General features: G+C 59.2%; 33 protein-coding genes. 8 read left to right on the plus strand and 25 right to left on the minus strand.

Annotated elements, in window-relative coordinates:
* Positions 1-93 precede the first annotated feature (93 nt).
* The 4 genes from CKW17_RS06505 (at position 94) to tsaA (ending at position 3,112) form a co-directional block, all read left to right on the plus strand.
* The gene (locus CKW17_RS06505) at positions 94-804 is read left to right on the plus strand and encodes an rRNA pseudouridine synthase (protein WP_095119232.1); all 711 of its coding nucleotides are present in this window, start codon (positions 94-96) and stop codon (positions 802-804) included.
* A gap of 72 nt (positions 805-876) precedes the next feature.
* Complete coding sequence (locus CKW17_RS06510; RefSeq protein ID WP_095119233.1) at positions 877-1,344, plus strand: DUF1456 family protein; 468 nt, start codon at positions 877-879, stop codon at positions 1,342-1,344.
* Between the two features lie 129 nt (positions 1,345-1,473).
* Positions 1,474-2,244, plus strand: a complete 771-nt coding sequence (locus CKW17_RS06515) for an SDR family oxidoreductase (RefSeq protein ID WP_095119234.1) — start codon at positions 1,474-1,476, stop codon at positions 2,242-2,244.
* Between the two features lie 169 nt (positions 2,245-2,413).
* Positions 2,414-3,112: a tRNA (N6-threonylcarbamoyladenosine(37)-N6)-methyltransferase TrmO gene (gene tsaA / locus CKW17_RS06520; RefSeq protein ID WP_176470047.1), complete on the plus strand. Its 699-nt coding sequence runs from the start codon at positions 2,414-2,416 to the stop codon at positions 3,110-3,112.
* Between the two features lie 158 nt (positions 3,113-3,270).
* On the opposite strand, the gene fpr is transcribed toward tsaA, so the two are convergent.
* The gene (gene fpr, locus CKW17_RS06525; RefSeq protein ID WP_007908723.1) at positions 3,271-4,050 is read right to left on the minus strand and encodes a ferredoxin-NADP reductase; all 780 of its coding nucleotides are present in this window, start codon (positions 4,048-4,050) and stop codon (positions 3,271-3,273) included.
* A 133-nt stretch (positions 4,051-4,183) separates the two neighbouring features.
* On the opposite strand from fpr, the gene CKW17_RS06530 reads away from it, so the two are divergent.
* Positions 4,184-5,110 carry a LysR family transcriptional regulator gene (locus tag CKW17_RS06530; protein WP_064393117.1) on the plus strand — a complete coding sequence of 309 codons (927 nt, stop codon included), beginning with the start codon at positions 4,184-4,186 and terminating at the stop codon, positions 5,108-5,110.
* Here the strand turns inward: CKW17_RS06530 and CKW17_RS06535 are convergent.
* Positions 5,107-5,469, minus strand: a complete 363-nt coding sequence (locus CKW17_RS06535; protein ID WP_095119236.1) for a diacylglycerol kinase — start codon at positions 5,467-5,469, stop codon at positions 5,107-5,109. The genes CKW17_RS06530 and CKW17_RS06535 overlap by 4 nt on opposite strands.
* A 74-nt stretch (positions 5,470-5,543) precedes the next feature.
* Positions 5,544-6,194 carry a response regulator transcription factor ErdR gene (gene erdR / locus CKW17_RS06540; protein ID WP_095119237.1) on the minus strand — a complete coding sequence of 217 codons (651 nt, stop codon included), beginning with the start codon at positions 6,192-6,194 and terminating at the stop codon, positions 5,544-5,546.
* Here erdR and CKW17_RS30330 point away from each other — a divergent pair.
* Positions 6,187-6,345 carry a hypothetical protein gene (locus CKW17_RS30330; protein ID WP_176470048.1) on the plus strand — a complete coding sequence of 53 codons (159 nt, stop codon included), beginning with the start codon at positions 6,187-6,189 and terminating at the stop codon, positions 6,343-6,345. The genes erdR and CKW17_RS30330 overlap by 8 nt on opposite strands.
* 72 nt (positions 6,346-6,417) lie before the next feature.
* On the opposite strand, the gene CKW17_RS06545 is transcribed toward CKW17_RS30330, so the two are convergent.
* Positions 6,418-7,164 (minus strand): tRNA-uridine aminocarboxypropyltransferase, encoded by a 747-nt coding sequence (locus CKW17_RS06545; protein ID WP_095119238.1) that lies wholly within the window; start codon positions 7,162-7,164, stop codon positions 6,418-6,420.
* Between the two features lie 189 nt (positions 7,165-7,353).
* On the opposite strand from CKW17_RS06545, the gene CKW17_RS06550 reads away from it, so the two are divergent.
* Positions 7,354-7,779 carry a PA3611 family quorum-sensing-regulated virulence factor gene (locus CKW17_RS06550; RefSeq protein WP_008077172.1) on the plus strand — a complete coding sequence of 142 codons (426 nt, stop codon included), beginning with the start codon at positions 7,354-7,356 and terminating at the stop codon, positions 7,777-7,779.
* On the opposite strand, the gene CKW17_RS06555 is transcribed toward CKW17_RS06550, so the two are convergent.
* Positions 7,780-7,974: a hypothetical protein gene (locus CKW17_RS06555; protein ID WP_034154934.1), complete on the minus strand. Its 195-nt coding sequence runs from the start codon at positions 7,972-7,974 to the stop codon at positions 7,780-7,782.
* Positions 7,975-8,312: 338 nt separating this feature from the next.
* Between CKW17_RS06555 and CKW17_RS06560 the strand changes: the two genes are divergently transcribed.
* The gene (locus tag CKW17_RS06560) at positions 8,313-9,431 is read left to right on the plus strand and encodes a TIGR00730 family Rossman fold protein (protein WP_095119239.1); all 1,119 of its coding nucleotides are present in this window, start codon (positions 8,313-8,315) and stop codon (positions 9,429-9,431) included.
* 54 nt (positions 9,432-9,485) lie between these two features.
* On the opposite strand, the gene recX is transcribed toward CKW17_RS06560, so the two are convergent.
* The 20 genes from recX to CKW17_RS06660 form a co-directional block, all read right to left on the minus strand.
* Positions 9,486-9,956: a recombination regulator RecX gene (gene recX, locus CKW17_RS06565; RefSeq protein WP_008077166.1), complete on the minus strand. Its 471-nt coding sequence runs from the start codon at positions 9,954-9,956 to the stop codon at positions 9,486-9,488.
* Between the two features lie 8 nt (positions 9,957-9,964).
* Positions 9,965-11,020 carry a recombinase RecA gene (recA, locus tag CKW17_RS06570; protein ID WP_095119240.1) on the minus strand — a complete coding sequence of 352 codons (1,056 nt, stop codon included), beginning with the start codon at positions 11,018-11,020 and terminating at the stop codon, positions 9,965-9,967.
* Positions 11,021-11,103: 83 nt separating this feature from the next.
* Positions 11,104-11,604 carry a CinA family protein gene (locus tag CKW17_RS06575; RefSeq protein WP_095119241.1) on the minus strand — a complete coding sequence of 167 codons (501 nt, stop codon included), beginning with the start codon at positions 11,602-11,604 and terminating at the stop codon, positions 11,104-11,106.
* 67 nt (positions 11,605-11,671) lie between these two features.
* A complete protein-coding gene (locus CKW17_RS06580; protein ID WP_095119242.1) occupies positions 11,672-12,190 on the minus strand; it encodes a lysis system i-spanin subunit Rz in 519 nt (172 codons plus the stop codon).
* Positions 12,169-12,735 carry a glycoside hydrolase family 19 protein gene (locus tag CKW17_RS06585; RefSeq protein ID WP_095119243.1) on the minus strand — a complete coding sequence of 189 codons (567 nt, stop codon included), beginning with the start codon at positions 12,733-12,735 and terminating at the stop codon, positions 12,169-12,171. Before CKW17_RS06585 ends, CKW17_RS06580 begins: the two co-directional genes overlap by 22 nt.
* A gap of 36 nt (positions 12,736-12,771) precedes the next feature.
* Positions 12,772-12,990 (minus strand): hypothetical protein, encoded by a 219-nt coding sequence (locus tag CKW17_RS06590; RefSeq protein WP_095119244.1) that lies wholly within the window; start codon positions 12,988-12,990, stop codon positions 12,772-12,774.
* A 10-nt stretch (positions 12,991-13,000) separates the two neighbouring features.
* Positions 13,001-14,203 (minus strand): carbohydrate-binding protein CenC, encoded by a 1,203-nt coding sequence (locus CKW17_RS06595; protein ID WP_095119245.1) that lies wholly within the window; start codon positions 14,201-14,203, stop codon positions 13,001-13,003.
* Positions 14,204-14,235: 32 nt separating this feature from the next.
* Complete coding sequence (locus CKW17_RS06600; protein WP_095119246.1) at positions 14,236-14,667, minus strand: phage tail assembly chaperone; 432 nt, start codon at positions 14,665-14,667, stop codon at positions 14,236-14,238.
* A gap of 2 nt (positions 14,668-14,669) precedes the next feature.
* Positions 14,670-15,410, minus strand: a complete 741-nt coding sequence (locus CKW17_RS06605; protein WP_095119247.1) for a hypothetical protein — start codon at positions 15,408-15,410, stop codon at positions 14,670-14,672.
* A 187-nt stretch (positions 15,411-15,597) separates the two neighbouring features.
* Positions 15,598-16,170, minus strand: coding sequence for a tail fiber assembly protein (locus CKW17_RS06610; RefSeq protein ID WP_095119248.1), 573 nt, complete (start codon positions 16,168-16,170; stop codon positions 15,598-15,600).
* Positions 16,171-16,214: 44 nt separating this feature from the next.
* Positions 16,215-17,252 (minus strand): phage tail protein, encoded by a 1,038-nt coding sequence (locus CKW17_RS06615; RefSeq protein ID WP_095119249.1) that lies wholly within the window; start codon positions 17,250-17,252, stop codon positions 16,215-16,217.
* Positions 17,253-17,390: 138 nt separating this feature from the next.
* Positions 17,391-17,906, minus strand: coding sequence for a phage tail protein (locus CKW17_RS06620; protein ID WP_095119250.1), 516 nt, complete (start codon positions 17,904-17,906; stop codon positions 17,391-17,393).
* Complete coding sequence (locus CKW17_RS06625) at positions 17,903-19,060, minus strand: phage tail protein (RefSeq protein ID WP_095119251.1); 1,158 nt, start codon at positions 19,058-19,060, stop codon at positions 17,903-17,905. Before CKW17_RS06625 ends, CKW17_RS06620 begins: the two co-directional genes overlap by 4 nt.
* A 13-nt stretch (positions 19,061-19,073) precedes the next feature.
* Positions 19,074-19,673 (minus strand): YmfQ family protein, encoded by a 600-nt coding sequence (locus CKW17_RS06630; RefSeq protein WP_095119252.1) that lies wholly within the window; start codon positions 19,671-19,673, stop codon positions 19,074-19,076.
* Complete coding sequence (locus CKW17_RS06635) at positions 19,661-20,707, minus strand: baseplate J/gp47 family protein (protein ID WP_095119253.1); 1,047 nt, start codon at positions 20,705-20,707, stop codon at positions 19,661-19,663. Before CKW17_RS06635 ends, CKW17_RS06630 begins: the two co-directional genes overlap by 13 nt.
* Positions 20,697-21,095 carry a phage GP46 family protein gene (locus CKW17_RS06640; RefSeq protein ID WP_077571355.1) on the minus strand — a complete coding sequence of 133 codons (399 nt, stop codon included), beginning with the start codon at positions 21,093-21,095 and terminating at the stop codon, positions 20,697-20,699. The genes CKW17_RS06635 and CKW17_RS06640 overlap by 11 nt, the downstream gene beginning before the upstream one ends.
* Positions 21,095-21,604 carry a phage baseplate assembly protein V gene (locus CKW17_RS06645; protein WP_095119254.1) on the minus strand — a complete coding sequence of 170 codons (510 nt, stop codon included), beginning with the start codon at positions 21,602-21,604 and terminating at the stop codon, positions 21,095-21,097. The genes CKW17_RS06640 and CKW17_RS06645 overlap by 1 nt, the downstream gene beginning before the upstream one ends.
* A 135-nt stretch (positions 21,605-21,739) precedes the next feature.
* Complete coding sequence (locus CKW17_RS06650; protein ID WP_095119255.1) at positions 21,740-22,789, minus strand: phage baseplate assembly protein; 1,050 nt, start codon at positions 22,787-22,789, stop codon at positions 21,740-21,742.
* 3 nt (positions 22,790-22,792) lie between these two features.
* Positions 22,793-24,028: a DNA circularization protein gene (locus CKW17_RS06655; RefSeq protein ID WP_095119256.1), complete on the minus strand. Its 1,236-nt coding sequence runs from the start codon at positions 24,026-24,028 to the stop codon at positions 22,793-22,795.
* Positions 24,015-25,790: a phage tail protein gene (locus CKW17_RS06660; protein WP_095119257.1), complete on the minus strand. Its 1,776-nt coding sequence runs from the start codon at positions 25,788-25,790 to the stop codon at positions 24,015-24,017. The genes CKW17_RS06655 and CKW17_RS06660 overlap by 14 nt, the downstream gene beginning before the upstream one ends.
* Between the last annotated feature and the right edge of the window lie 125 nt (positions 25,791-25,915).

The raw sequence follows: 25,915 nt of genomic DNA on the forward strand, positions 1-25,915 counted from the left end.
CTCACTCCTACAAAAAGCATTACCGAAATGGAACCGGGCTTAACCGGCGCCACACAGGTACAATGCCCACCCCTTTTTTGTTACGGCCCTGTCATGACTGACCCGATTCGCCTCTCCAAACGCCTCATCGAACTGGTCGGTTGCTCCCGCCGGGAGGCCGAGCTGTTCATCGAGGGCGGCTGGGTCACCGTGGACGGCGAAGTGATTGACGAGCCGCAATTCAAGGTCGGTGAGCAGAAGGTTGAGCTCGACAAGGACGCCAAGGCCACCGCGCCGGAGCCGGTGACCATTCTGCTCAACGCGCCGGCCGGCATGGACGTCGAGACCGCCATGCAATCGCTGAGCGCCGAAACCCTCAGCGAAGAACACCGCTTCAGCAAGCGCCCGTTGCGCGGGCACTTCCTGCGCCTGACCGCCAGCGCCGATCTGCAAGCCAAGGCCAGCGGGCTGCTGGTATTCACTCAGGACTGGAAAATCCTCCGCAAGCTCACCGCTGACGCCGCGAAGATCGAGCAGGAATACGTGGTCGAAGTCGAAGGTGACATGGTCGCCCACGGCCTCAATCGCTTGCAGCATGGCCTGACGCACAAGGGCAAGGAGCTGCCGCCGGTCAAGGCCAGCTGGCAGAACGAAAACCGTCTGCGCTTCGCGATGAAAAATCCGCAGCCGGGAATCATCGCCCAGTTCTGCGAAGCGGTCGGCCTGAAGGTCATCGGCATCCGCCGCATCCGCATCGGCGGCGTCTCGATCGGCAAGGTCCCGGTCGGCCAATGGCGCTACCTGTCCGGCAAAGAGAAGTTCTAAGACTTCCACTGCCGCCACACATTCCGGCAGCGCGCCCGCGTGCTGCCCACAACGCTTATCAGGATTACTCACATGATTCATAACGACGTATTGCGCAGCGTGCGCTACATGCTCGACATCAGCGACAAGAAGGTTGTCGAGATCATCAAAATCGGCGGCATGGAAGTAGCGCTCGCCGACGTGGTGACCTGGCTCGACAAGAAAGAAGAAGACGAAGAAGGTTTCGTGCGCTGCCCGGACGAAGTCATCGCACACTTCCTCGACGGCCTGGTGATCTTCAAACGTGGCAAGGACGAAAGCCGTCCGCCACAGCCGATCGAAGTGCCAGTGACCAACAACATCATCCTGAAAAAGCTGCGCGTCGCTTTCGAACTGAAAGAAGACGACATGCACGCAATCCTCAAGGCGGCCGAGTTCCCGGTGTCCAAGCCTGAGCTGAGCGCGCTGTTCCGCAAGGTCGGCCACACCAACTATCGCCCGTGCGGCGACCAGTTGCTGCGTAACTTCCTCAAGGGTCTCACGCTGCGCGTGAGAGCGTAAACAGCAGCTACAAGTTTCGAGCTGCAAGCTGCAAGTTGCCACTTCGCTTCTACTTGCCGCTTGTAGCTTGCAACTAGAAGCTGGCCGCATGGCCTAGAGTGTACTGATCCCTAATCCTCAGGACTCGCCATGCACCCGTATTTCTCCCTGCAAGGCCGCACCGCTCTGGTGACCGGCGGCACCCGTGGTATCGGCAAAATGATCGCCAAAGCCTTTGTCGAGGCCGGCGCGCGCGTTTACGTCTGCTCGCGCGACGCCGAAGCCTGCCATCAAACCGCTGAAGAGCTCAGCGCCTTGGGCAAGTGCCACGGCGTGGCGGCGAATCTGGCGACGGAAGAAGGCGTGCAGGAACTGGCCGCGCGCCTGGGCGAGCAGATCACGCATCTGGATATTCTGGTGAACAATGCCGGCACCACCTGGGGCGCGCCGCTGGAGAGTTACCCGGTCAAAGGCTGGGAGAAGGTCATGCAGCTCAACGTAACGTCGGTGTTCACCTGCATCCAGCAGTTTCTGCCGTTGTTGCGCAAGGCCGGCTCGGCGGCGAATCCGGCGCGGATTATCAACATTGGTTCGGTGGCGGGGATTTCTTCGTTTGGCGAGCAGGCGTATGCCTATGGGCCAAGCAAGGCGGCCCTGCATCAGTTGTCGCGGATTCTCGCGCGGGAGCTGGTGAGCCAGCACATCAATGTCAACGTGATCGCGCCGGGGCGTTTTCCGAGCAAGATGACGCAGCATATTGGCAATGATGAGAAGGCGCTGGCTGAGGATACGGCGTTGATTCCGATGAAACGCTGGGGGCGTGAAGAGGAGATGGCGGCGTTGGCGATCAGTCTGGCGAGTACGGCTGGGGCTTATATGACGGGGAATATTATTCCGTTGGATGGTGGGTTTAGCCTCTGAGATCGGCGGTGCGGCCTTCGCGAGCAGGCTCGCTCCCACTTTGGATCTGTGTCATGCACACAACCCCTGTGGGAGCGAGCCTGCTCGCGAAGAGGCCGGTCCTGGTACCACCAGACTTGAGGCCTGTCGGGTTATCATGCCCACCCCTGCCCCGCTTCGAATGCAAACCATGACTTACAGCGTCTCCCCCATCGGCTTCGTGCGCTCCTGCTTCAAGGAGAAATTCGCCATCCCCCGCCAGCCACAACTGGCCCCCGCCGCCCGTGGAGTGCTGGAACTGGTGGCGCCGTTCGATCAGGGTGACGCCGTGCAAGGCCTGGAACAGGTCAGTCACGTCTGGCTGCTGTTTCTGTTTCATCAGGCACTGGAAGAAAAACCACGGCTGAAAGTCCGTCCGCCCCGCTTGGGCGGCAACAAGTCCATGGGCGTGTTCGCCACCCGCGCGACTCACCGCCCCAACGGCATCGGCCAGTCTGTGGTGAAACTGGACAAGGTCGAAGCCAATCGCCTGTTCATCTCAGGCATCGATTTGCTCGACGGCACGCCGGTTCTCGACGTCAAACCCTACGTGCCCTATGCCGATATCATCCCCGAAGCCTCCAACAGCATCGCCAGTGCAGCACCGCAGTTGATTGACGTGCAGTGGACGGACTCGGCGCTGAAACAAGCGCACACACACGCTCAGCGCCTCGACGAGCCGCTGGTTGAGCTGATTGAACAGTGTCTGGCTCAGGATCCGCGTCCGGCGTACCAAACCCCGGTACCTGAGCGTGAATACGGTGCGCAGTTCTGGGATCTGGACGTACGCTGGCATTACCCGACGCCTGAGCAGATCCGCGTGCTCGAAGTCATCCCTGCCGGGGCCTGACCCCGGAAACGAAAAAGCCCGCGCTGCCTTCACAGGCAACGCGGGCTTTTTGCTTTTCTGTAGGAGTGAGCCTGCTCGCGATAGGGCCGTGTCAGTCGACATCCATCTTGACTGATCCATCGCTATCGCGAGCAGGCTCACTCCTACAGTTTTGGGGCTTACTTCTCGACGAATGCACGCTCGATCAGGTAATCACCCGGCTCGCGCATCCGCGCCGAGATCTTCAGACCGAAGCTATCAAGCACTTCGCTGGTCTCGTCGAGCATGCTCGGGCTGCCGCAGATCATCGCGCGGTCGTCCTGCGGGTTGATCGGCGGCAGGCCGATGTCGCTGAACAGCTTGCCGCTGCGCATCAGGTCGGTCAGGCGGCCCTGATTCTCGAAAGGCTCGCGGGTCACGGTCGGGTAGTAGATCAGCTTGTCACGCAGCGCTTCGCCGAAGAACTCGTTCTGCGGCAGGTGCTCGGTAATGAATTCGCGGTAGGCGACTTCGTTGACGTAGCGCACGCCGTGCACCAGGATCACTTTTTCAAAGCGCTCGTAGGTTTCCGGGTCCTGAATCACGCTCATGAACGGCGCCAGACCGGTGCCGGTGCTCAGCAGGTACAAGTGCTTGCCCGGGTTCAGGTCGTCGAGAACCAGGGTGCCGGTAGGCTTTTTCGAGATGATGATCTCGTCGCCTTCCTTCAAGTGCTGCAGCTGCGAGGTCAGCGGGCCGTCCTGCACCTTGATGCTGAAGAACTCCAGATGCTCTTCCCAGTTCGGGCTGGCGATCGAGTAAGCGCGCATAAGCGGGCGGCCGTTGGGCTGTTGCAGGCCGATCATCACGAACTGACCGTTCTCGAAGCGCAGGCCCGGATCGCGGGTGCACTTGAAGCTGAACAGAGTGTCGTTCCAGTGATGAACACTGAGGACACGCTCGTGGTTCATGTTGCTCATGTACGTTTGACTCCTGGAGATTGGGTCTGCGCTGGCTTTTGAAGGCGACGGTGCGCAATTGCATCGCATTCTAATAGCGACGACAATATCTGTTAACTGGATTATTAAGATAAGGGTTATCGGTTATATCGATATGCGATTTACTCTCCGTCAACTGCAAGTCTTCGTCGCCGTCGCCCAGCAGGAAAGCGTATCCCGTGCTGCGGGTCTGCTCAACCTCTCGCAGTCGGCCGCCAGCACCTCGATCACCGAGCTCGAGCGCCAATCCAGCTGCCAGCTGTTCGATCGCGCCGGCAAACGGCTGAGCCTCAACGCCCTCGGCAAACAGCTGTTGCCGCAGGCGGTGGCCCTGCTCGATCAGGCCAAGGAAATCGAAGACCTGCTCAACGGCAAATCCGGTTTCGGCTCGCTGTCAGTCGGCGCGACGCTGACCATCGGCAACTACCTGGCGACCCTGTTGATCGGCAGCTTCATGCAGCGCCATCCGGAAAGTCAGGTGAAGCTGCATGTACAGAACACTGCCAATATCGTGCAACAAGTCGCCCACTACGAAATTGATCTGGGTCTGATCGAAGGCGATTGCAGCCACCCGGACATCGAAGTGCAGAGCTGGGTCGAGGATGAGCTGGTGGTGTTCTGCGCGCCGCAGCATCCACTGGCCCAACGCGGCAGCGCGAGCATGGAAGAGTTGACTCACGAAGCGTGGATTCTGCGCGAACAGGGTTCCGGCACGCGGCTGACCTTCGATCAGGCCATGCGGCACCATCGCAGCTCGCTGAATATCCGTCTGGAGCTTGAGCACACCGAAGCGATCAAACGCGCGGTGGAATCGGGGCTGGGGATTGGCTGCATCTCACGGCTGGCGCTGCGTGATGCGTTCCGCCGCGGCAGTCTGGTGCCGGTGGAGACGCCGGATCTGGACTTGGCGCGGCAGTTCTACTTCATCTGGCACAAGCAGAAATACCAGACTTCGGCCATGCGCGAGTTTCTCGAGCTGTGCCGCGCTTTCACCGCCGGGGTGCAGCGCAGCGACGAGATCGTTTTGCCGACAATCGCTTAAAGCAGAATCACTGCCCACACCAGCGCGATCATGCTGAATGCCACGAACTGCGCGGCGCTGCCCATGTCCTTGGCGTTCTTTGACAGCGGATGCAGTTCCAGCGAGATGCGGTCGATGGCCGCTTCCACAGCCGAATTCAGCAACTCGACGATCAGCGCCAACAGGCACACGGCAATCAGCAAGGCCTGTTCGACACGGCTGACATTGAGGAAGAACGTCAGCGGAACCAGCACGAAATTAAGCAGCACCAGTTGACGGAATGCCGCCTCACCGGTGAAGGCTGCGCGCAGACCGTCCAGCGAGTAGCCGGAAGCGTTGAGGATGCGTTTCAGGCCGGTCTGGCCCTTAAAAGGTGACATAAAGTAGAAACCAACCAAAAAGAAGTGGGAAAGCTAGATCAACAAAAGTCAAAAAAGCGTGAAGACGCCAGCCATTATTGGCTCGGAATTGACTCAAGTTGTTGCAGCAGTAAAGCCGCTTGCGTGCGGGTGCGCACATTCAGCTTGCGAAAGATCGCCGTGACGTGGGCCTTGATGGTCGCTTCCGACACACTCAACTCATAGGCAATCTGCTTGTTCAGCAAACCTTCGCAGACCATGGTCAACACACGGAACTGCTGCGGCGTCAGGCTGGCCAGACCATCGCTGGCGGCTTTGGCTTCGTCGGAAACGCTCACCGCTTCGAACGCCTGCGGTGGCCAGAACACATCGCCGTCGAGCACTTTGCGCACGGCTTCCTGAATCACGCTGAGGTCGCTGGACTTGGGAATAAAGCCACTGGCGCCAAACTCACGGGATTTGACCATCACCGAAGCTTCTTCCTGCGCCGAAACCATCACCACTGGAATCTGCGGGTACTGGCCGCGCAGCATGACCAACCCGGAAAACCCGAAAGCGCCGGGCATGTTCAGGTCCAGCAGGACCAGATCCCAGTCAGCCTTTTCGGTCAGGCGCGCTTCCAGCTCGGCGATGCTCGCCACTTCCACCAGCCGCACATCCGGGCCAAGGCCCAGCGTCACCGCTTGATGCAGGGCGCTTCGAAACAGAGGGTGATCATCGGCAATCAGGATGTCGTATGTGGCCATTTTTCAAATGATCCTGTTTTTGATGGCAGACGCGGCGCATTCCGGTCTGGCCAAAGCAACTCAAGATGCCGCTTTCAAGCGATATCCACAGGGGCACGTTCAACGCCAATCAACAGCAAACACGGCGTTTCAAACCTTGGCCGCACCCTAAACGGCGCCAAGCATGCCCAGCGAAGACGGGGTGGTCAAGCAGCACGGCCGCTGGCTTGTACAGTATGGGCCACTATTGGGCCAACTCCGGCTGCGGCTTTCGTATATAGGGCAGCAACTCAGCGTGGGCCGGCGTCGATTCATTCATGTCCAACTGTTGTTTGGCGCCGAGGTAATGCTGGCTGAACACGTCGAAATAGGCGTCCAGCGCAGAAGCCGCGTCGCTGTCACCGGCCAGTTCCAGGCACAACGCCGCGACTTCGGCGGTGCACAGGTGCTCGCTGCGGGTCGAGCGGCGCAAGCGGTAGCGCGAAAGTTTGTCGGGCTGCAGGCTCAAGATCGGCAAGCGGTCGAAATACGGGCTCTTGCGGAAAATCTTCCGCGCTTCGGTCCACGTCGCATCGAGCAGAATGAACAGCGGGCGCTTGCTGTTAACGGGAGCGACCGTATTGGTCACCCGTGACGGCTCGACGTATTCGCCGGGAAACACCAGATACGGCTGCCATTGCGGGTCGCTGAGCAGCGCCAGCATCTGCGGATCGGGCTCGGTGCGCGACCAGATGAATGCGTGGTTATCGCGCACCACATCGGCAATCAGCCAACCGGTGTTGCTCGGTTTGAACACTTCCTTGCCGGTCATGATCAGGCACACGCCCGAACGCGTTTCGACGCTCGGGCGCCAGGCGCACAGGCAATGGCTGATGATCACCCGGCAGTCGCGGCAACGCTCAGAGCGAAAACCTCGGGCCTGAATCGGCTTGATGCCTTCATCTTCGCGCTGGTCGCGCAGACGAGCAACGGCGTTGGGGGCATGGTTCATCGCGGATAACGCCGAAAAGCAGGAAAACTCGACACGAACAACACTCGGCAGGGCAATAAAGGCCGGCAGTTTACCAGAGCGACGGGCACAAGCCTGTACCCTCCCGACCGGCTCCCCTATAATTCGCCGCCACTGAACGCACAGTCACGTGGCTGGTCGAACCACCAGTCACTGAACCAGGAGAGTTTCATGCTGCGCCTTATCGTTCCCACCGCTGCCATTCTGCTGGCGTCGTCCTTCACCGCTCAGGCTGCCTCCCTGAGTGAGCAGAATCTGAACCGCGAGCTGCGCAACGTCGCCGCCCAGAGCAGCGTCGGCACGCCCCGCGCCATTAGCGAAGACATTCTTGATCAGGGCTTTACCGTTGAAGGCACGCAGTTGATCAACCACCTGAGCGTGCAGAAGAGCCACGCCGACAAAATGCGCGCTGACCCTAAAGCCGTGTATTTCCAGCTGGGCGCCTCGGTGTGCAACAACCCGTCGTTTCGCAAGCTGATGGCCAAGGGCGCGATCATGCGTTACGACTTCACGGAAGTGAAAACCAACAAAGCAATCGGCTCCGCCAGCTACCAGGAATCGGATTGCCCGAAAGCCGGTCCGGCGAAGAAGAAGTAATCATCGCGAATTGGCGCGCCGCTGTTCATCCTCGGCGCGCAATTCGGCCAGCAAGGCCTGTAAATAGTGCGAACGGCGCTCGCCGCCGGCCAAGCGCCGGCAGCACTCTTCTTCGAGACTGAGATGATTGGTCTCGGCTGATGCCTTCAACATTCGATACAGCTGCGTATCGATCTCCAGAATCACTCTGGCCATGTGTCCCGCCTCCTTGCCACCCACAAATCCTTGAATCGCGTGCACCGTAACGCAAAGCTGTCGTACGACGCCTGTAAGTTAGTTAATCAGAGGGATTGCCGCTCGGCGCAGGTTCGGACGAGCGGTGAAGGAACCGGCGAACAATCAATAAACGGTTGCCAGGCAAAACGTTGCGGCGCAATGATCAAGTCAGCGCAAATGCGCGCAAGGGTCTAGATTCAGAGTATTCCCGATCACTTTTCAACGGCAGGAAAGGAACTGCCGATCGTGTGTTTTTTGCAGCGCGGCACTGACGCCGCTCGTCAGGGCCAACCGCTCTGTGCAGAAGGAGACGTTGAATGCCTTACCAACCGAATGACCTCTTGAGTCGTCATTTTCAGGAAAGCGGCCCCGACCTCATCAGTAAGGTCGAAGAACAACTCAACCGTGTTTCCCCCAACAGCCCGAACATACCGATCTACCGCGACATGATTCTGACCGTGCTGCGCATGGCTCAGGAAGACCATAACCGCTGGAACGCCAAGATCACCCTGCAGGCCCTGCGCGAACTGGAGCAGGCGTTCCGGGTGCTGGAGCAATTCAAGGGCCGACGCAAAGTTACTGTGTTCGGCTCGGCGCGCACACCCGTCGAACATCCGCTGTATGCCATGGCCCGTGAACTCGGCGCGGCGTTGACGCGTTCGGAGATGATGGTCATCACTGGCGCCGGGGGCGGCATCATGGCCGCTGCGCACGAAGGTGCCGGCCGTGATCACAGCCTCGGGTTCAATATCACCCTGCCCTTCGAACAGCATGCCAACCCCACGGTCGATGGCACCGGCAATCTGCTGCCGTTCCACTTCTTCTTCACCCGAAAACTGTTCTTCGTCAAAGAAGCCGATGCACTGGTTTTGTGCCCCGGCGGTTTCGGCACGCTGGATGAAGCGCTGGAAGTACTGACGTTGATCCAGACCGGCAAAAGTCCATTGGTGCCGGTGGTGCTGCTGGATGCACCCGGCGGAACGTTCTGGCAAGGCGCGATGGACTTCATTCGCCAGCAATTGGAGAGCAATCGCTACATCCTGCCGACTGACATGAAGCTGATGCGTCTGGTTTACACCGTTGAGGAAGCGGTGGAACAGATCAACCAGTTCTACAGCAACTTCCACTCCAGCCGTTGGCTCAAGCGTCAATTCGTGATTCGTATGCATCACAAGCTCAGCGATCAGGCCCTGGAGCACATGCAGGAAGCGTTCGCCGATCTGTGCCTGAGCGACCAGTTTCATCAACACGACTACAGCGGTGAGGAACACGATGAAGCACAGTTCAGCCATCTGGCGCGACTGGCCTTCGCCTTCAATGCCCGCACTCACGGGCGCCTGAGGGAGTTGATCGATTACATCAACCTGCCGGAAAACTGGGCTCATTCAAAACCGCAAACAGCACAACGTTCGCGCGAACCCTCCAAGGTAATATGAGGGCAAAAAAAACGGCCCGCTATTTTCATAGCGGGCCGTTTTTATTGAAGCAGCTTAATCGTCCATCCCTCGACCGCTGAACAAGCGGTTGATCATCTCCATCGAGAACCCCCGATAGGCCAGGAACCGACCTTGCTTGGCCCGTTCCTTCGCATCAATCGGTAAATGCCCGGAGAACTTCCGGCGCCAGGTGTCCTGAAGTTGTTCCTGCCAACTGATACCGCTTTCGCGCAGGGCGAGTTCGATATCGGCACGTTGCAAACCGCGCTGGCTCAGCTCTTCGCGAATCCGCAGAGGGCCGTAGCCGGAACGGGCACGGTAGGAAACAAAGCTTTCAAGGTAACGGGCTTCTGAAAGCAGCCCCTCTTCCGTTAAGCGGTCGAGGGCTGTTTCGATCATCTCCGCCTCAGCGCCGCGTTGACGCAATTTGCGCGTCAACTCGACTCGACCATGCTCGCGGCGTGCAAGCAGGTCCATGGCGGTTCGCCGCACCGCGACGAGGGTATCGAGTACGGCAGTGGTCATCGCTGCAATCAGATATCAGCGTCGGCCAGGTCGTCTACAGTCTCTTTGACTGCAGAAGCCTTGGAGTCGATCACTGCCGGAGTCAGCAGTTTGTCACGCAGTTGCTTCTCGAGCTTCGCGGCGATTTCCGGGTTGTCTGCCAGGAACTTGGCCGAGTTGGCCTTGCCCTGACCGATCTTGGTGCCTTCGTAGGCATACCAGGCGCCGGACTTCTCGACGAAACCGTGCAGCACGCCGAGGTCGATCATCTCGCCATTGAGGTAGATGCCTTTGCCGTAAAGAATCTGGAACTCGGCCTGACGGAACGGCGAAGCAACCTTGTTCTTCACAACCTTGACGCGGGTTTCGCTGCCGACCACTTCGTCGCCTTCTTTCACCGCGCCGGTACGGCGGATGTCGAGACGAACCGAGGCGTAGAACTTCAGCGCGTTACCACCGGTGGTGGTTTCCGGGCTACCGAACATCACGCCGATCTTCATACGGATCTGGTTGATGAAGATTACCAGGCAGTTGGCGTTCTTGATGTTACCGGTGATTTTACGCAGCGCCTGGGACATCAGACGGGCTTGCAGGCCCACGTGCATGTCACCCATTTCGCCTTCGATTTCAGCCTTTGGTACCAGAGCTGCCACGGAGTCGACGATGATCACGTCAACCGCGTTGGAGCGCACCAGCATGTCGGTGATTTCCAGCGCCTGTTCGCCGGTGTCCGGCTGGGACACCAGCAGGTCGTCGACGTTGACGCCCAGTTTGCCGGCGTACTCAGGATCGAGGGCGTGTTCGGCGTCGACGAATGCGCAGGTCGCGCCGGCTTTTTGCGCCTGGGCGATCACGGACAAGGTCAGTGTGGTTTTACCGGAGGATTCAGGACCGTAGATTTCAACGATACGGCCTTTTGGCAGGCCGCCAATGCCGAGCGCGATGTCCAGACCCAGAGAGCCAGTGGAGATAGCCGGGATCGCCTGACGGTCCTGATCGCCCATACGCATCACGGCACCCTTGCCGAATTGACGTTCGATCTGACCCAGGGCCGCAGCCAAGGCTTTCTTCTTGTTGTCGTCCATTAAAGTCCTCACGTAATCAATAAGGCCTGACGGCCAACACCTGTATAAGTAGCCAGTATTATTCCACAGCGTTCGCGGATCGCCTACCCCTGATTTTCGATTTCTCGTGCCGCTAGTCGCAGGAGCCCCTCTAGCGCGGCCTTCACCGTTTGTCGGCGGACTGCATCACGGTTGCCGGGGAAGTGCTGAACCTCGCTGGTCACTGCCTCGCCAACACACCACGCCAGCCACACCGTGCCGACCGGTTTGTTTGGCGAGCCGCCGTCCGGCCCCGCTACGCCACTGACCGCCACGGCAAATCGCGCCAGACTTTTGTCCTGCGCGCCACGCACCATCGCCTCGACCACTTCGCGACTGACCGCGCCCACCGTCTCGAACAACTCGGCCGGCACATTCAGTTGCTGGGTTTTCTGCCGGTTGGAGTACGTGACGTAGCCCGCCTCGAACCACGCCGAACTACCCGGGATCCTGGTGATCGCTTCGGCAATTCCGCCACCGGTACAAGACTCGGCGGTGGTGACGTGGGCATTGAGCAGTTGCAGACGTCGGCCAAGGTCGGCGGCCAGTTGAGTGATCTCTTTCACGGCGTGCTCCGGATCGTGTGGAATGCCTCCACCGTACACGAGCCGGTTGCGCTTTCAATACACAGACTCATTCAAAATGTTCGGGCGCCAGCGCTCTGACATAGGCCTGACACGCCTGCAAGGCGATCAGTCCACGGTCGCCGGTGTCGGTGATGGCGACAATTCGTTGAGCATGCGCCGGGTCAAGTCGGGCGCGTACGGCTGCATGATCCATGCTGCCGGCGCCGGCGGTGGCTGGCACGTTGCAGCCTGGGGCAAGGTCGCCGGCGTCGAGAAGGACTGACAGGCGCACATCAGCAGTGGCAAGACGATCGCGCAGGCGATCCTGATCACGTTGGGCATCGCTCAGCGCTCGATAGTGGGTTTGTTCACTGGCGGCGAGTCGTTGCTCCAGCGCCAGGCGTTTATCCTGCTCAACCTGTTGCGCTGAGGCAGCAGCAACATTCTGTTGATTGAGGACTTCAGCGTTTAACCGTGCCTGCTCCGCCAATTGCCGCCCGTAGCGCCACTCCTGAAACTGCCAGGCCGCTGCAAACGCACCCGCAGCCAGCAACAGGACGCCGATCACTCGCCAGGAGATTGGCATAGCACCGCCCTCGCCCGCGCCCAGATGTCCAGGCGATCCTGCAAGCCGTTCAACCCGCCGTTGATGCGTCGGGTGATGGTGTTGAACTGATCGCGGTCGGCCAGTTCATTCAAGCCGTTCTGCTCCCAGAACCATGCCGCAGACTCGGCCGCCCATTGTGGTTGTTCGAGCAATTCGGGCAGCGACAGCAGGCGCTCATCGCCAAACAGGCCGAGGCTGCACTGGCGGTAATTCGAGCGGCCGGTAATCTGGATCAACCCGCGCCCTCGGTATTTTTGCCCGTCGCCGTCGGCCTCAGGAGTGTTGCCCAGACGCAAGGCCAACGTACCCGTGTCGTACTTGCTCAGGTATTGGTTGTTGCCCAGTTCGCGCACATAGCGCAACTGCCCCGACTCATGGCCGACCTGCGCGAGGAACGCCGCGACGCGTTTAGGCGAGTCGATATGGCGGCGCGCCATGGCGCTGTTGAGCGGCGAAACAAAAACGCCCGCTTGGGAGCGGGCGTTGGGCATGATGTCGATAAGGTTGTTTTCAGTTATTTGCATAATGCTTGATCCTCCCTGGATATTGCCCCGATTGAATCACGGTTGACGGACAACAGCCCCCAGCCATTTTTTTGCCAGACTTGTCACTGAGCTGGCCGGGGCTGCGTTTTCGAGGGTTTCATTCAATGGCAGGACTTGGCCGCCAGATAACAGCCAGGCTTGATAGTCAAGCCAGTCGCGATTGGTTGGATCCTGCGGGATAAACGAAGAGTCCTCCGTGCGCAGTACTCCGCAAGTGGTCAGTTGATAGGTCATGGGTTCACTCCTAGATCTCAGCATCCGCTGTCCATTCAATCTGCAATCCGTTACCGGGCTGACTGTTTACAGGCGTCACAGTGCCGATCGCGAAACTGCGCTGTGTCACACTTTGCACAATGGTGCCTGTGCAAGGCACTCCCTGCGAATAGTTCCAAATCTGATTACTTGCATTTCCAGGGCAATACAGGACAACAGTAGGCTGCACTCTTTTCTGAGTCTGCATGTCTACGACCATCCCGTATTGCCCGGTATTTCCAGGCGCAGCCTGAGTAAACGAGACGATGCAGGTACCCGTGCCGTTGTTTGCACGAATCGGTAAACGGTTGGCAAAAGACTTTTCGAAATAACGCTGACACAACGTCAATTCTTCGCCAGAAAGACGGTATTCGAATGGCGTGGAAACCGGACCTTCTTCCAATTGCACCTGAGTCAGATCGACGGTTTGCAAAACGTTGAGCGGCAAATCAAAAGCCAAGCGCAAATAATCATTGGCGCCGAGCATTTTCCCCGCGATCGATGGTACCTGGAAGGTTGCGCTGTACTTGCCCCATGCAGTGCTCAATGGAAAAACATCGACTACTTTGACGACGGCTTCCGAACCACCATTGCCAAAGTACTGGCCGATCGTCACTTTCAATGAGCGCGTGGCATCGGAGCGCGCCCAAAAGGTCACGGTGGCGGTTCGTCCGGCCAGAGTCCTGACTGACTCAACGCTTTGGGAAATCTTGTGCTCGGTAGCGCCGACGCCCGCTGAGGTTTGCTGCCAGCGTAAAAAATAACCCGGCTCGCCTGTCACTTCTGTCTGCCCCGGAGCAAAGTCCTGACGAGAGATGGTCACGGCAGCATTGCCATTCCAGTCGCAGCGAAAACGATCGGCTACATAGCCACCGATATTGGGGCCTTGGTTGGTCGTGCCGCGCTGCCAGATATCGAACCCGCCATTGATCAGAACATTCCTGCGATACACCTGCACAGGAAACTGCTGTAGCGGATCAGGCTTGGACAATTGACGGATCGCCTGTGCCAGTTGATCGGTCTGGTTTTCATCGGGTTTCAGACCCGCTGCGGTAATCGCGCTGAGAATCTCTTGGGTAACACTGTTGCCCCAACTCGCAGGGATCAACGATCCCGGTGTTCCCGCGATGGCATCTTCATCGACAAACTTGCCGTCGACCAAGCCTGAGCCTGAGACGTTTTTTGGGTAATCCATGTATATCTATCCTTGATGGAAGAGCGAACCGCTCAGCCATGGGTCCGCAGCAAATCTTCAAGCCAGTCAGGTTCGACCGGGCGTGAATGGGAATCCGGGAAGTCCGGCTGATTGGGCCAGTCGCGCAGTGCTTGCCGATAGACCAGGAGCTCTTTGAACTCCTCGGTACGCAAGGTTGTGCCCTCGCCCATTTCCAGTTCTTCGGCATCGCGAAGGACCAGCCACTGAGTCAGCTCCAACGCCTTGTCGCGCCACATTCGTTCTTGCGCGTCACTGGACGGTTCCGCCAAAAAAAACCGCTCCGGTCGTCCTTCACTATTCAACGACAGAACCGTACCTTTCGGAGCATTCGATACCAGCCCGCAGTACTCACCTTCGCTGAGTGCAAACGCGTCGGAAGGAATACTCACTCCGTGTACATCCGAATGATAAAAACCGGAAGTTGCCGGCGAAAAATAATACATAGTCAGTACCCTATTCCTATGATTCGGGCGGAAATGGAAGAGTTCGAATAATCAGGACAGCGCACATTGATGCCCACTCTCCTACTTACTGTTGAAGTATCGTTCCACGTCAAGAAGGTTGCCGTTGAACCACCTTCATGGGTGGCGACCGCGAGAAACATCGCATTGGGAAATGCGAGTGGCCATAAATTCAGGTCACCACAATTGTTGTTGCCTGACTGACTGGCGCTGCCGTTAATCCACTGGATGATCAATCCTCCCATCCAAGAGGGAAAAACGATGTAGCCTGAAATGCCCAGATTCACCTTGAATCCAAGTCTAAGTTTTTTCGGAGTCACAGTAGACGCGTCGCTGACGCCAGCATTGACCTCTGCCTGAGAAGCAACTTTTGCTATGCCTACGATGGACTCTGTCGCCTGTTGGATTTTCTTCGCAATTGATTGGACTACGCGCAACGGTGTCATTAACTTGGTGGTACTGGCACCAGACTCCGCGTCTTCTTGACTGGCCAGGCTTTCACTGTATTTCTTCGAGATCAGCGTATTGATTGCTGCTCTTAACTGAGTGTTATCAGCTTCGTCCGCGACTGCTCCCGAGGCTCTGATAACTTCAAGAATTTCCTGCGTAACGCTATTTCCCCAACTCGCTGGAATCAACGATCCCGGCCTACCACTCAGCGGGTCTTCATCGACAAACCGACCGTTTACAAGACCGGCACTGGGCACACTATTTGGGTAATCCATTAAATTTCTCCTGTTTTTTAAAAACAAGCCACTCTGGCCCTGAAGGCCGTCAATCTGCTGTCAACAAACGCGCATCGTTCCAGACCCTCCACGCCATAGCCTTCAAGCTTCTGACAGGCAGCCGAATACCGACAGCACCAGGCCGTCTACGAGGCTTTAATCAATTGAGTTGTGCTTATGAGATTGGTTAAACAACCAGTTCGGCAGGCGTCGCGGGCCATTCAATGACCAGGGGATAATCCGGTTGCAGCTCGATCCGGGCCAGAATAAGCGCGTAGCGTTTCCATGTTTGCAGCGTGGCCAGTTGATCACTGCCCGCCTCGCCCAGTTCGTAAGCGTATTGCAGTGGTGCGACACGAATGACCACTTCGCGCAGGCGGTTATCGCGCTCTAAGCCCACCTGCGTCACCAATGCCGCACGTTGGGCGTCGGCATCCGGCACCCAGTCATCGTCTTTCCAGAAGTAGAAAGTGTCGGGACGCGGCTTGACGGTCAGATAGTCAGGGATAGGCCCAAGCTCGCTCCAGTAAAGCGAGTTGCCATTGTCTTTGCGATAAACCAGCCGGTTGCGCAAGTCGATCAGTTGCAAAATTTGCCCATTGCGCCACACCCAAACATAACCGGGCTCAATGGTGGGCAGCAATTCAGTCAACTCGATTGCATTGCCGGGTATTTGAACGCCTATTCCGGGTGTGATCGGCAATTCGATCGGTCCGGTAATTTCTTGCGTCCCTTCATTTAATACGTAGTAATAGGGCATTGTTCATTTCCATTTGATGGTGCTCAGAAAACGAAAAACTCGCGTCAGATGAGCTTTATCCGACCTGGATAGGCCATGTTGCGCGGACGGGTTTCGACACCGCCGGTATTTTCGGTAAATCCGAGACTGATGTTGGCCTGATTAAACAAGGCATCAGGCGCCGCGTTCGGTGCCGATACCAGTGGAACGCCCAGCATGTCGCTTTTGAGCTCGTGTCGATGAGCGCGGAACATGTCGACCTGCCAACTACCAACCGAGCGACCGGCATCAACCCCACGCCCCTCATCGCATACTCTGATGAACTCACCTCGACCCTCCGGCCCGCGAAAGGTCAACGTGCCGTCTCCGCTGGTCCAGCCACCCTCGGCCCCTACCCGCGCGGCTTCAGTGGTCAGGGCACCGGACTGCTGCGCGTGATCCCACAACCACGGCCAATCGCTGCGACTGAATACCGCCCCGTTGAGCGGACCGTATCCTCCGGGGTTGAGCAGTGCCGTAGTCTCGAAGACAGTGCGGCCCAACGGCGTGCCATCGAAGCGTCCGATCGGCCACCAGTTGCCTGCGCCATCACTGCGCAGGTGCCACCAGTCACCCGAACCCATCAGCACAAAGAAGGGATAACCGGCTGCGACAAGATGGGTATGAAATCTGATTTTGTCGGTGCCCGACGCGCTCACTGCCAGGCGCGATGTCGAGTTGTCGACCCGACGGACTATGACGTCGCGAACCCCTAACGTAAGGTCCGCCGGCGGCAGGCTGATGGTGGTCGCACCACTGCTCGCATTGACGAGCACCAGCCCGAGTTCATTTGCCGCCAACGCTTTGGAGGTCGATACATTGGTCACGGACGTTGCCATTGGGCTGGCCAATGCCAACAGCGCCTGCAAGGCTTTGAGCAGTTGTCGGTTATCACCTTCAGCAGGCGCCAGTCCCGCTCCGGTGACAACGTTGAGTATTTCCTCGGTGACGGCATTTCCCCACACCGCAGGAATCAATGACCCCGGCGTACCCGCCACCGGGTTTTCATCGACGAAGCGGCCATCGACCAGGCCGACGCTGGGTACGCTTTTTGGATAATCCATAGGTTGTTCGTTCCTTTGAAATGACAAATGACCAGCGTCAACACAGCGTCTTCTGCGTGCCTGTCCACGGTCGGTTTTCTGAAAATAAAAAGCCCACAACGAAGTGGGCTTGGGTGACTCTGAATGAAGGTTTTCGGCTTAGCCGGAAAGGCCGCTGGCCAGTTGGCGAATGGCAACCAACGCTTCGTCACCAGCGCTGCGCGCCAGATCCATGTTGCCCTTGGCAGCCTGTGCGCGAATCTGCGCTTTGGCCTTCAGGCGCAGCGTACGCAGCGCCAGCAGATGGTCGGTCAGTTGATCGGCCTTGCTCAGAATCTGCTCGGCGGCTTGTTTGGCAGTGCGTCCTTTGACCACCCACGCTGCGACCGACAGCGGCACTTCCTTTTTCGGGTAACCGGCGTCCTGATAGGCCTGTGCGTCGGCGGCGGCCTGGGCGTATTCCATGGCTTTGAGCGGGTCGCCAGCCAATGCGATGCGAGTGCTGTCGGCAGCGGCGTCAACTTTGACGCAAATCTGTTCAACTTCCTGCGCATTCAGTTCAGTCTGTTTGTCAGCGTTCAGAACCCATGCCTCACCGTCCCAGTCATGGGCGGCAGAAGGTTGAGGAAGGCGCATTTCGCCGTCGAACTGATGAAGCTCCTGAATAACGATCATCGAATAAGCTCCCAGGACAATTGGACGTTGACGGCATCGGCGAAATTGACCGCGATACCGACGCTGTAATCAGTGACCGGATGGCTCTTGATGCCCATGCTCAGTAGCAGTTCATCACTTTCGGCGTTCGACTGACCAAGGTTGTGCTCTGCCTGATAGCACTGCCACAGCGAGCGCAAATTGGCATGATCGAAACTGGCGGCCAGCGTTGAAACCGTCACGTCGTTAACGATGTTGTTGGTGAACAACACACAAGGGGAAGCCGTTGCGGGGTTCCAGCCACCAGCATTATTGGAGCTACCAGCGATCATGGGCGACAGGAAGCAATAGTTACCTCCCACCCAGCCGGTTGATGGAAAACCAACCGCCGTCACTGCGGTTGACGAGGGTGTCGGGTTGCCGGCAACCAATCGTGCAGAACGTGCATGGGGATCCAGTGGCAGGAAAATTGCGCCCGTTCCGTTGACCGTCTGAGTCCAGGTCAAGCGAGCACGGTTGTAGATGGTTCGAACCGTGGGCACCGAGCCCGGCGCACCGGTCACGATCCACGCCAGGCACATGTCCAGTGCCGTTGACTGGAAGCCGCCACCGGCGGCACCGTTTACCGTTCCTTTCAACGATTCGGGCGTCACGTCATGGATGTTGCCACGCTGCACGTAGAACGACAGCGTACCGCCAGAGACTTGCGCGCGTAGAAAGTAATGGCTACTGGGCAACAGATCCGCACTGCTCCAGGCAGACGTCACAAACGTGCGCGAACGACCCAACTGACCATTCACAACTTCCTGACCGAGGCTGATAAACGTGCCTGCCGCAATCGAAACCCTGCCACCACTGGTGGATGCTGCAGCCGGGCTGACCGTCAGCCGACCATCGGCGGTGGCCACCGTCGGCAGCGGCAACGCCACCAGCGGCAACGCCAGATCCTGATTCCAGCCCTTGGCCGTCACCGACTGAATCGCTTGCAGCAACTGATCGTATTTTTTCTCGTCCGGCGTCAGACCCGCCGCATTGATCACATTGAGAATTTCCTGAGTAACTCCGTTACCCCAATCCGCCGGGATCAGCGATCCCGGGGTTCCGGTCATGGGGTTCTCATCGACAAACTTCCCATTCACCAAGCCGGCGCTGGGCACACTGTTCGGATAATCCATGGCTCATTCTTCCCTAGTCATAATTGATGTGCACCTTGGTATGCGCCGGCGCACTGCGGTGAATCAGGCATTCCAGCGCCGAGCCCGGGTTGACGCCGAAACGCTCGCCCCAGTAGCTCGCACCGAATCGCCGACCCAGCAACAACCGGCCGCCGGTGTTGAGCGTCCACATGAACTGCGCTTCCCACGTGCCCCAATGCGCCGAGCCGAAACGCGAGCGGCCCATGCGTGGGGCTTCGAGTTCGGTGATGGTCGCGTTGGGGTAACCCTGGCTTTTGGCGATGTCGATGTAGTAACCGACAGCCTGACTGCCGACCGCCAGCAAGCGTCGGCGTACGGCGAGGCGGCGGTCGTCGAACAGCGGCGTGGCGCCCAGGCACGGATCGGGCAGGTTCATCACCTGTTCCCAGTCCGGCACCAGTTCGCTGACGCCGGCCGGGTCCATCTCGTTGAGCAGGTCGGCGGCGCGGGCATCGAGACGCGCCAGTTCGACGGCGACGCCTTGCAGAACTTCTTCCAGTTCCGGCACGCGCTCCGGGTCCCACGCCGGGCCGCTGGGCAGCAAGGCGCGCAATTGCGCCTGATATTGCGCGGCGGTTCTTATGCCCCCCATACGCAACCTCCGAAGGTCAGCAGTTCGCTTTGCCCGGCGGGCACGTCAGCGGCTGGCGCGGTCAGCGTGTGATCGTACTCACCGCCGGCGCTGCTGATGGCTTCGCGGATATGGCTGATCAGCAACGGCACGCCCAGATCGGCTTCGCGGTTGTGCAGGTCGCGCAACTGCGCCTCAACGGCGGCGCGCACAGCGGTGGTGTCCGGATTGACGCTCTTGAAGCGATACACCACCGGCACCTGAATCGGCCGTTGCACGCGCACTTCCGCCGTCACTGGACGCAGCGGTTCGATGTAGTCCTGAACTTCCGCCAATTGCTCATCGTTCGGCACCGGTTGCGGGTCTTCGTCACGCATGATGAATACCGTCACCGTGCCCGGCCCGAGCAAGCCGCCACGACACCAGGCGCGGGTCACGCCCGGCACTTCCAGCGCCCAGGTTTCGTAGTCGCTGGCCGAGCCGCCATGGGGAATCACGCGGTAGGAACGAATCACCCGCGAACGTAGCGACTCCAGACTTTCCCGCGCGACACCGCCGCTGAGTCCCGGCGCCAGCACGACAAAACTGTTGCCGACCACACCGGCAATCGGCTGCACCGGCGTCAGCGCCAGCCCGGCGTCGGCATTGCCGAGGCTGCCGGCATCGAGTGCGGCGATGGTGGTGGTGTTGCTGCCATTGACCGTGGTGCGCGCGGCGGTGACTTTGTAGGTGCGACCGTCATTGGTTTGCAGCAGTGTATCGGCGTCGAGCACCGCGCCGGCAGTCGCGGTAAAACTGACGCTGCCGGTGGCGACTTGCGCGGGTTTGCGCGGTTGGTTCAAACGCAGCGCGGCGATGCGTTCCAGGGTCGATTCATCGGCTTTATCGGGCAGGATCTGCTCGGCAATCCAGTCGAGATAACCGTACAGACCATAAGCCGCGCCACCGAGGGTACGGGCCAGCACTTGCGCATCGGACTGGCGCAGCGAATCGCCGGCCAGGTCGCTTTGGGTGCGCTTGATCAGCACCGGCAGCGAAGGGGTTTCAAACGGCATAGATCACCTGCCAACTGTTATCGGGGTTGATGTCCAGACGTTCGCCGTCAGCCAGGGTCAGGACCGTGCGCAGGTTCAGGCGCTGGGCGTCGAGGCGTTCGCTGATGATGTCGATGGCGCTGCAGTGGCCGTCGTCGATCAGCCATTGCAAGGCTTCGCGGGCATAGAATTCGGCGTCCATTTGCGTTTGTCGGGTCAGTTTCACCCGGCGCAGCAGCCACAGGCGCGAGCCGATGCGATCGTCGGCAACGGTGGGAAAGGTGTCGCCCCACCAGCCGAAACGTTCGTCGTCGTCGAGGGCGTCGTCATCGGCGGCGCGGCGCCAGGTGAACAGGCTGATCAGTACGGAGCGCGTCAGTGCAGCGTGGAGGTTTTGGCTGATCAGCATCACTTGCCTCCTGCCGGCGCGCCGGTCTGGCCGCTGCCGGCCTGCACGCCGACGTGCACGTGGTTGATCTGGCTGATGCCACCGGCGAGTTGATCGCCGGTGGACACGATCTTGCCGGTCTGGTTGATCACCGGCGTATCGAAGTTCACCGCGCTGCTGGCGCGGATGTTCAGCGTGGCGGTTTCGATGTCGATGATCCGCCCACGCTTGAAGTGAATCTTGTCGCCCTCGTCGGTGTAGATCGCCACTTCACCAGCGGCCAGCGCTTGCAGGCGATAGCGGCGGTCGGCGATGACCAGAGCGATGGCGTGGGAACGGTCGCCGCCGATGAACGTGACGACACCTTCGGCACCGGCCAGCGGGTGGCTGGTGAAGCCGTAAGGTTCGAAGTGCTCCATGTCGTCGTTCACTTCGCCGGCGGTGAGGCGCATTTGCAGCGATTGCAGCTTGGATGCCGAATTGGCGAGCACGACAGTGCCGCGCGCCAGCAGGCGTGTCAGTAGGCTCATGAATTGTCCTCAAGAGGCGGCGAAGACGCGATCAACTGTAGGAGTGAGCCTGCTCGCGATGACGGCATGACAGACGACGTTTCTGTGTCAGTTCTACCGCTATCGCGAGCAGGCTCACTCCTACAGGGTTCGGTGTCAGGCCGGGGATTTTTTCGGTAGCATTGGATTGGCGTCGAAGGTATGCGGCGGCGCCACTTGCAGCGTGGTCACCGAGCCTTGTGCCGACAGCGAATAAGTGACCTTGGAGATCAGCATGTCGCCATCGAACCCAAGCACCGGATCCGTGACTTTGACCAGCGTGTTGTGCCGCCAAAGATCACCGTTGGCCTGGCGCCAGCCCTGCACCCGATACGTGGTGGTCTGCGCCCGCCCCATACGGGTGGCGCACTCCCACTGGGCGCGTTGCTGGGCCAGTTCGAACGTCAGCGCGGTGCCCTCGTTGATGATGGTGGTGCGTCGACGTTTGAAGCTCAGATCGGTCGCGCTGGATTCAACCTCGCTGACCGCCGCCCCGCTCTTCTTGTCCGAACCTTTCTGCTGGCCGATCACCCGGTATTCGGAGAACACCTGGCTCTGATCCATGGGGGCGTTGGCCGACAGGATATTCTTGCCCAGCTCCAGCGCATCGCTGGCCCGACCACCGCTGCCGGGTTTGGCCAGCACCAGCCGGCCCTGCGCGTCATCGGTGGAAAACACCCGCAGCAACGAGAGCAAACGGTCGATCGACTGGAACACGGTTTCACCCGGCACGATGGTGTGCTTGGTCAGCCGCGCAGTCTCGGGAATCTCATTGACCACCATCAGCCCGTACTCCATCGCCAGCGCCTGCACGATGCTCAACAGCGGTTGCTCCTGCCACTGGTTCGGCTGGTTTCTGGCGGCGCAATCGACCAGATCCTGGGTCTTGGAACTGCCCTCGATGCTCAGGCTGATCTGGCGTCCGTCATAGCTGATCGGCGCCTTGAACACGTAGCCGGTGAGCACCAGGTCCTGGCCGATTTTCACTTCGCAGGGGTCACCCGGCTTGATCCGCTGGTCCACCGTCTGCCCCGGCCACTGCCAGGTGATGTCAAGTTTGAACGTGCGGAACTGGCGCTCCAGATCAGCGGTGATTTCCACGCTTTTCCAGCCGCCGTATTCCATGTTGTTGACGGTCAACGTGACGCGGTTATCCATCTCGTTCATGGCTCACTCCCTGGACACTTTCACGTCGTTGGGTGAAAAACCCGGATGGTTCATCGCGTTGCTCTGAGTCACTTGGGTCACCCGTGTCGCATCGGCAAATTGCTTGTAGGCCACAACCAGCGCCGGCAGGCTTTCCTGAAACGATTTGGTGACCTGGCGCACACCGGATGACGCCACTGCCTTGAGATGCGCCAGCAACGCTTCCTTGACATCGTTGATTGCCTGGTGGTGCTTGGGATCGGCCTTGTCCAGCATCGGATCAATGGCCACCCCGACGGCCTTCTGCAGTGCTTTCATTTCATCGGTCACCGGTACTTCCGGACGGGTCACCGGTTGATCCGCCTGCTGCGCCACCGAAGGTGTCGACGACAGTTTCACTGCGGGGCTCGCCACTGGCATCGACGCCACCCACTGCGCCACTTTGACCAGCATCGTGTCCTGCACCAGATCGGCCATGGCTTGCGCCGCAGCATTGGTGTCCTTGCCAGTGGTTATCTTCGGCGCATCCGCCTTGCGGATGGCTTCGAGTTGTTGGGACACATCGGCAATCACACCACGGTAGCCCTCCTTCGCAAACTCCTTGAGCTCCTTGATATCGCCGAGCAGGCCTTTGAATTCCGCTGCCACTTCCTTGGGCAACTCCTTCACAGCTTTAACCAGTTCAGTGATCTGTTTGTACTGCTCGATCAGCGGTTTGAGCTGCTCCTTGATCACCTCATAAACCCCGGTCAGGCTGTTGCGCAGATTGGCGATGCCGATCCGCGCAGCCTTGATCAGCGTCATCGCCTGCTCGAAGCGCGCCACCGCCGAACCCAGCAGTGTGTCGGCTTTGGCCAGCAGCACTTTCTGCGTGCTGACGCTGGCAGTCGGAAACGGCAACGGCTGATCGGGATAGAACTTCAGGGTAAAGGTCACCAACCCGCCGTCCTGGCGGGTGTGCGTCATATCGCATTCACCGACCTTGACTTGCAAACGCCCGAGCCACGGATGCACCAGTTCACCACTGCCCGCCTCCAATGCCTTGAGCAGCTTGTCGCGCTGCTCCAGGCAATCGGCGCCGATGATGAATGCGGTGACGTCGTGAATCCTCGCCTGCTGGCCGAGATCTTCGAAATACGGCAGGTCGCGTTGCGGATATTCGTGCAACTGACCTTTGCGACCGACCGGGGTTTTCGCCTGATCGATCCAGAACCCGACACCACGAAAGGATGCCGGCAACAGACGGTCACGCCAGTTCATTGGAACCTCCTGCCGACAGCGAGCGATAGCCGATGCGCGAAGACAACGCCAGGCCTGGTTGATTGGTTTGCGGTTGATCAGTGCGCAGCCCCGCCGGAGCATTTTCGAAGCGCACGGTCAGGCCGCCCTCGAGTTGCGTACGGTTGTTGGCGGCGCTTTGCTGGATCAGGGCACCGGAACTCTGTGGCAACGATCCACCCTGTAGCGCGCCGTTGCTCGAAGCCTGAGGGCTCGCGCCGAAGAACGCCGGTGCCAGTTCGCCTTTGCCTTCGGCATTGGTCTGGCGTTGCGCTTCGGTGAACGTTTCAACCTTGCCGGTGACCTTGGCGATGAGTCCGGCAAAGCCACCGTCGAACAACTCTTTGATCGGCGCAATCACGGTTTGCAGTTTTTGCCACAACTCGCCGAACCACTCGGTGATCGGCCCCCAGTTCTTGATGATCTGCCCCAACGGCGTCCATTCGAACATGTTGTGCAAAAACTCGAGTACCGGTGCGGCCAACGCTTGCACCACGCCCCACAGCGCCGAAAACACTTCGCTGATCGGTTGCCAGTACATCGCGATCTGTTCCAGCGGCGACCATTCGAACAAGCTCTGGAAGAAGCTTTTGATCTGCTGCGCCGAAGCTTGCAGCGCGGCCCAGATCGGTTCGAAGAAGGTCACGATGCTGCCCCAGTTGTTGACGATCATGCCCAGCGGGGAGTAATCGAACAACGTGCCGAAGAAGTCCTTGATGGCTTGTGCCGCCGGTTGCAGCGCCGTCCAGATCGAGGCAAAGAACCCGGTGATCGCGCCCCAGTTGTTGATGATCATGCCCAACGGCGTCCAGTCGAACAGACCTTTGAGGAACGCCATCACCGGCACACTCAAGGCCTTGAGCAATTCCCAGATCGCCGAAAACAGATCGGTCAGCGGCGCCCAGTTTTCCAGGATCATGCCGGCGGGCGTCCAGGAGAACACCGATTTGAAAAAGTCGATCACTGGCGCGGTGACGGTTTTGACCTTGGCCCAGATGCCCGAGAAGAATTCCGCGATCGGTGACCACAGCGCCGCCAGTGCATCCAGCGGTCGCCAGTCAAGGATCGAGCGCAACGTCGCCATCGCACTCACACCGATGTTTTTCACGCCCTCCCACATGCCCTTGAAAAAGGCACTGATCGGCGTCCAGTTGGCATAAATCAAACCGGCCGCCACCGCGATGCCCATCGCGATCAACATGATCGGGTTGGTCTTGAGCACCATGCTCATCACGTCCATCACTTGGGTCATGCCGGTGACGGCGGTTTGCATGGCGGAGAAGGCAATCGCGCCCGCCGCCAGGCCTTCGACCAGTTTCGGGTTGTCGGCGAGCAGGCTGCCGACCTGGGTCAGCATCGGTTCCAGCCCGACCACCAACGCCCCTACCGCCGGTACCAGCGCGGCATCGACGGCTGCGGAAACCTTTTCCATCGATGCACTGAACACGTTCATGTTTTGCGCAGCGACTTTCGGCGTGGCGGGTAAATCGACGGTTTTTGCCGTGTCGCTGACTTCGGTCAATTTGCCCTGAAATGCTGCCGCCGATTTGATCCCGTCCACGAACGGCGTGATCACGCTGCCGCCCTTGAACAGACCGCTGATGTCCAGTTTGTCGAGGCCGACCTGCTCGAGATTTTTCTTGAAACTCCCGACCTTGGCCTGAAGGGCGCCGAGCTTGGGCGATAGCTCATCGATGCCCGTGATCAGCACCGGAGTTTTTACTTTCGTTTCTTCGTCTGCCATCACTGCACCTGCTGCATCGCATTGATCCGTTGCGCGTGCTCCAGCGATTCGCGGAGCACATCCAGTGGCCTGGCCATCATCTGTTCGGGGTCAACCTTCCAGAACCAGGCCAGGTCATAGGCGAC

The organism is Pseudomonas sp. Irchel s3f10, assembly GCF_900187515.1.
GTDB lineage: Bacteria > Pseudomonadota > Gammaproteobacteria > Pseudomonadales > Pseudomonadaceae > Aquipseudomonas > Aquipseudomonas tensinigenes.

Excerpts from the sequence above, each read along its gene's own strand:
- CKW17_RS06645 (WP_095119254.1), bottom strand. The coding sequence starts at position 21,604 with ATGAGCCTACTGACACGCCTGCTGGCGCGCGGCACTGTCGTGCTCGCC.
- CKW17_RS06580 (WP_095119242.1), bottom strand. The coding sequence starts at position 12,190 with ATGCCAATCTCCTGGCGAGTGATCGGCGTCCTGTTGCTGGCTGCGGGT.
- CKW17_RS06655 (WP_095119256.1), bottom strand. The coding sequence starts at position 24,028 with ATGAACTGGCGTGACCGTCTGTTGCCGGCATCCTTTCGTGGTGTCGGG.
- CKW17_RS06515 (WP_095119234.1), top strand. The coding sequence starts at position 1,474 with ATGCACCCGTATTTCTCCCTGCAAGGCCGCACCGCTCTGGTGACCGGC.
- CKW17_RS06530 (WP_064393117.1), top strand. The coding sequence starts at position 4,184 with ATGCGATTTACTCTCCGTCAACTGCAAGTCTTCGTCGCCGTCGCCCAG.
- CKW17_RS06625 (WP_095119251.1), bottom strand. The coding sequence starts at position 19,060 with ATGGATTATCCGAACAGTGTGCCCAGCGCCGGCTTGGTGAATGGGAAG.
- CKW17_RS06535 (WP_095119236.1), bottom strand. The coding sequence starts at position 5,469 with ATGTCACCTTTTAAGGGCCAGACCGGCCTGAAACGCATCCTCAACGCT.
- CKW17_RS06595 (WP_095119245.1), bottom strand. The coding sequence starts at position 14,203 with ATGGATTACCCAAAAAACGTCTCAGGCTCAGGCTTGGTCGACGGCAAG.
- CKW17_RS06635 (WP_095119253.1), bottom strand. The coding sequence starts at position 20,707 with ATGCCGTTTGAAACCCCTTCGCTGCCGGTGCTGATCAAGCGCACCCAA.
- CKW17_RS06660 (WP_095119257.1), bottom strand. The coding sequence starts at position 25,790 with ATGGCAGACGAAGAAACGAAAGTAAAAACTCCGGTGCTGATCACGGGC.
- CKW17_RS06620 (WP_095119250.1), bottom strand. The coding sequence starts at position 17,906 with ATGATCGTTATTCAGGAGCTTCATCAGTTCGACGGCGAAATGCGCCTT.
- CKW17_RS06640 (WP_077571355.1), bottom strand. The coding sequence starts at position 21,095 with ATGCTGATCAGCCAAAACCTCCACGCTGCACTGACGCGCTCCGTACTG.
- CKW17_RS06650 (WP_095119255.1), bottom strand. The coding sequence starts at position 22,789 with ATGAACGAGATGGATAACCGCGTCACGTTGACCGTCAACAACATGGAA.
- CKW17_RS06555 (WP_034154934.1), bottom strand. The coding sequence starts at position 7,974 with ATGGCCAGAGTGATTCTGGAGATCGATACGCAGCTGTATCGAATGTTG.
- CKW17_RS06600 (WP_095119246.1), bottom strand. The coding sequence starts at position 14,667 with ATGTATTATTTTTCGCCGGCAACTTCCGGTTTTTATCATTCGGATGTA.
- CKW17_RS06545 (WP_095119238.1), bottom strand. The coding sequence starts at position 7,164 with ATGAACCATGCCCCCAACGCCGTTGCTCGTCTGCGCGACCAGCGCGAA.
- CKW17_RS06630 (WP_095119252.1), bottom strand. The coding sequence starts at position 19,673 with ATGGGGGGCATAAGAACCGCCGCGCAATATCAGGCGCAATTGCGCGCC.
- CKW17_RS06610 (WP_095119248.1), bottom strand. The coding sequence starts at position 16,170 with ATGCCCTATTACTACGTATTAAATGAAGGGACGCAAGAAATTACCGGA.
- fpr (WP_007908723.1), bottom strand. The coding sequence starts at position 4,050 with ATGAGCAACATGAACCACGAGCGTGTCCTCAGTGTTCATCACTGGAAC.
- CKW17_RS06615 (WP_095119249.1), bottom strand. The coding sequence starts at position 17,252 with ATGGATTATCCAAAAAGCGTACCCAGCGTCGGCCTGGTCGATGGCCGC.
- CKW17_RS06590 (WP_095119244.1), bottom strand. The coding sequence starts at position 12,990 with ATGACCTATCAACTGACCACTTGCGGAGTACTGCGCACGGAGGACTCT.
- CKW17_RS06550 (WP_008077172.1), top strand. The coding sequence starts at position 7,354 with ATGCTGCGCCTTATCGTTCCCACCGCTGCCATTCTGCTGGCGTCGTCC.
- CKW17_RS06560 (WP_095119239.1), top strand. The coding sequence starts at position 8,313 with ATGCCTTACCAACCGAATGACCTCTTGAGTCGTCATTTTCAGGAAAGC.
- erdR (WP_095119237.1), bottom strand. The coding sequence starts at position 6,194 with ATGGCCACATACGACATCCTGATTGCCGATGATCACCCTCTGTTTCGA.
- recA (WP_095119240.1), bottom strand. The coding sequence starts at position 11,020 with ATGGACGACAACAAGAAGAAAGCCTTGGCTGCGGCCCTGGGTCAGATC.
- recX (WP_008077166.1), bottom strand. The coding sequence starts at position 9,956 with ATGACCACTGCCGTACTCGATACCCTCGTCGCGGTGCGGCGAACCGCC.
- tsaA (WP_176470047.1), top strand. The coding sequence starts at position 2,414 with ATGACTTACAGCGTCTCCCCCATCGGCTTCGTGCGCTCCTGCTTCAAG.
- CKW17_RS06505 (WP_095119232.1), top strand. The coding sequence starts at position 94 with ATGACTGACCCGATTCGCCTCTCCAAACGCCTCATCGAACTGGTCGGT.
- CKW17_RS06510 (WP_095119233.1), top strand. The coding sequence starts at position 877 with ATGATTCATAACGACGTATTGCGCAGCGTGCGCTACATGCTCGACATC.
- CKW17_RS06585 (WP_095119243.1), bottom strand. The coding sequence starts at position 12,735 with ATGCAAATAACTGAAAACAACCTTATCGACATCATGCCCAACGCCCGC.
- CKW17_RS06605 (WP_095119247.1), bottom strand. The coding sequence starts at position 15,410 with ATGGATTACCCAAATAGTGTGCCCAGTGCCGGTCTTGTAAACGGTCGG.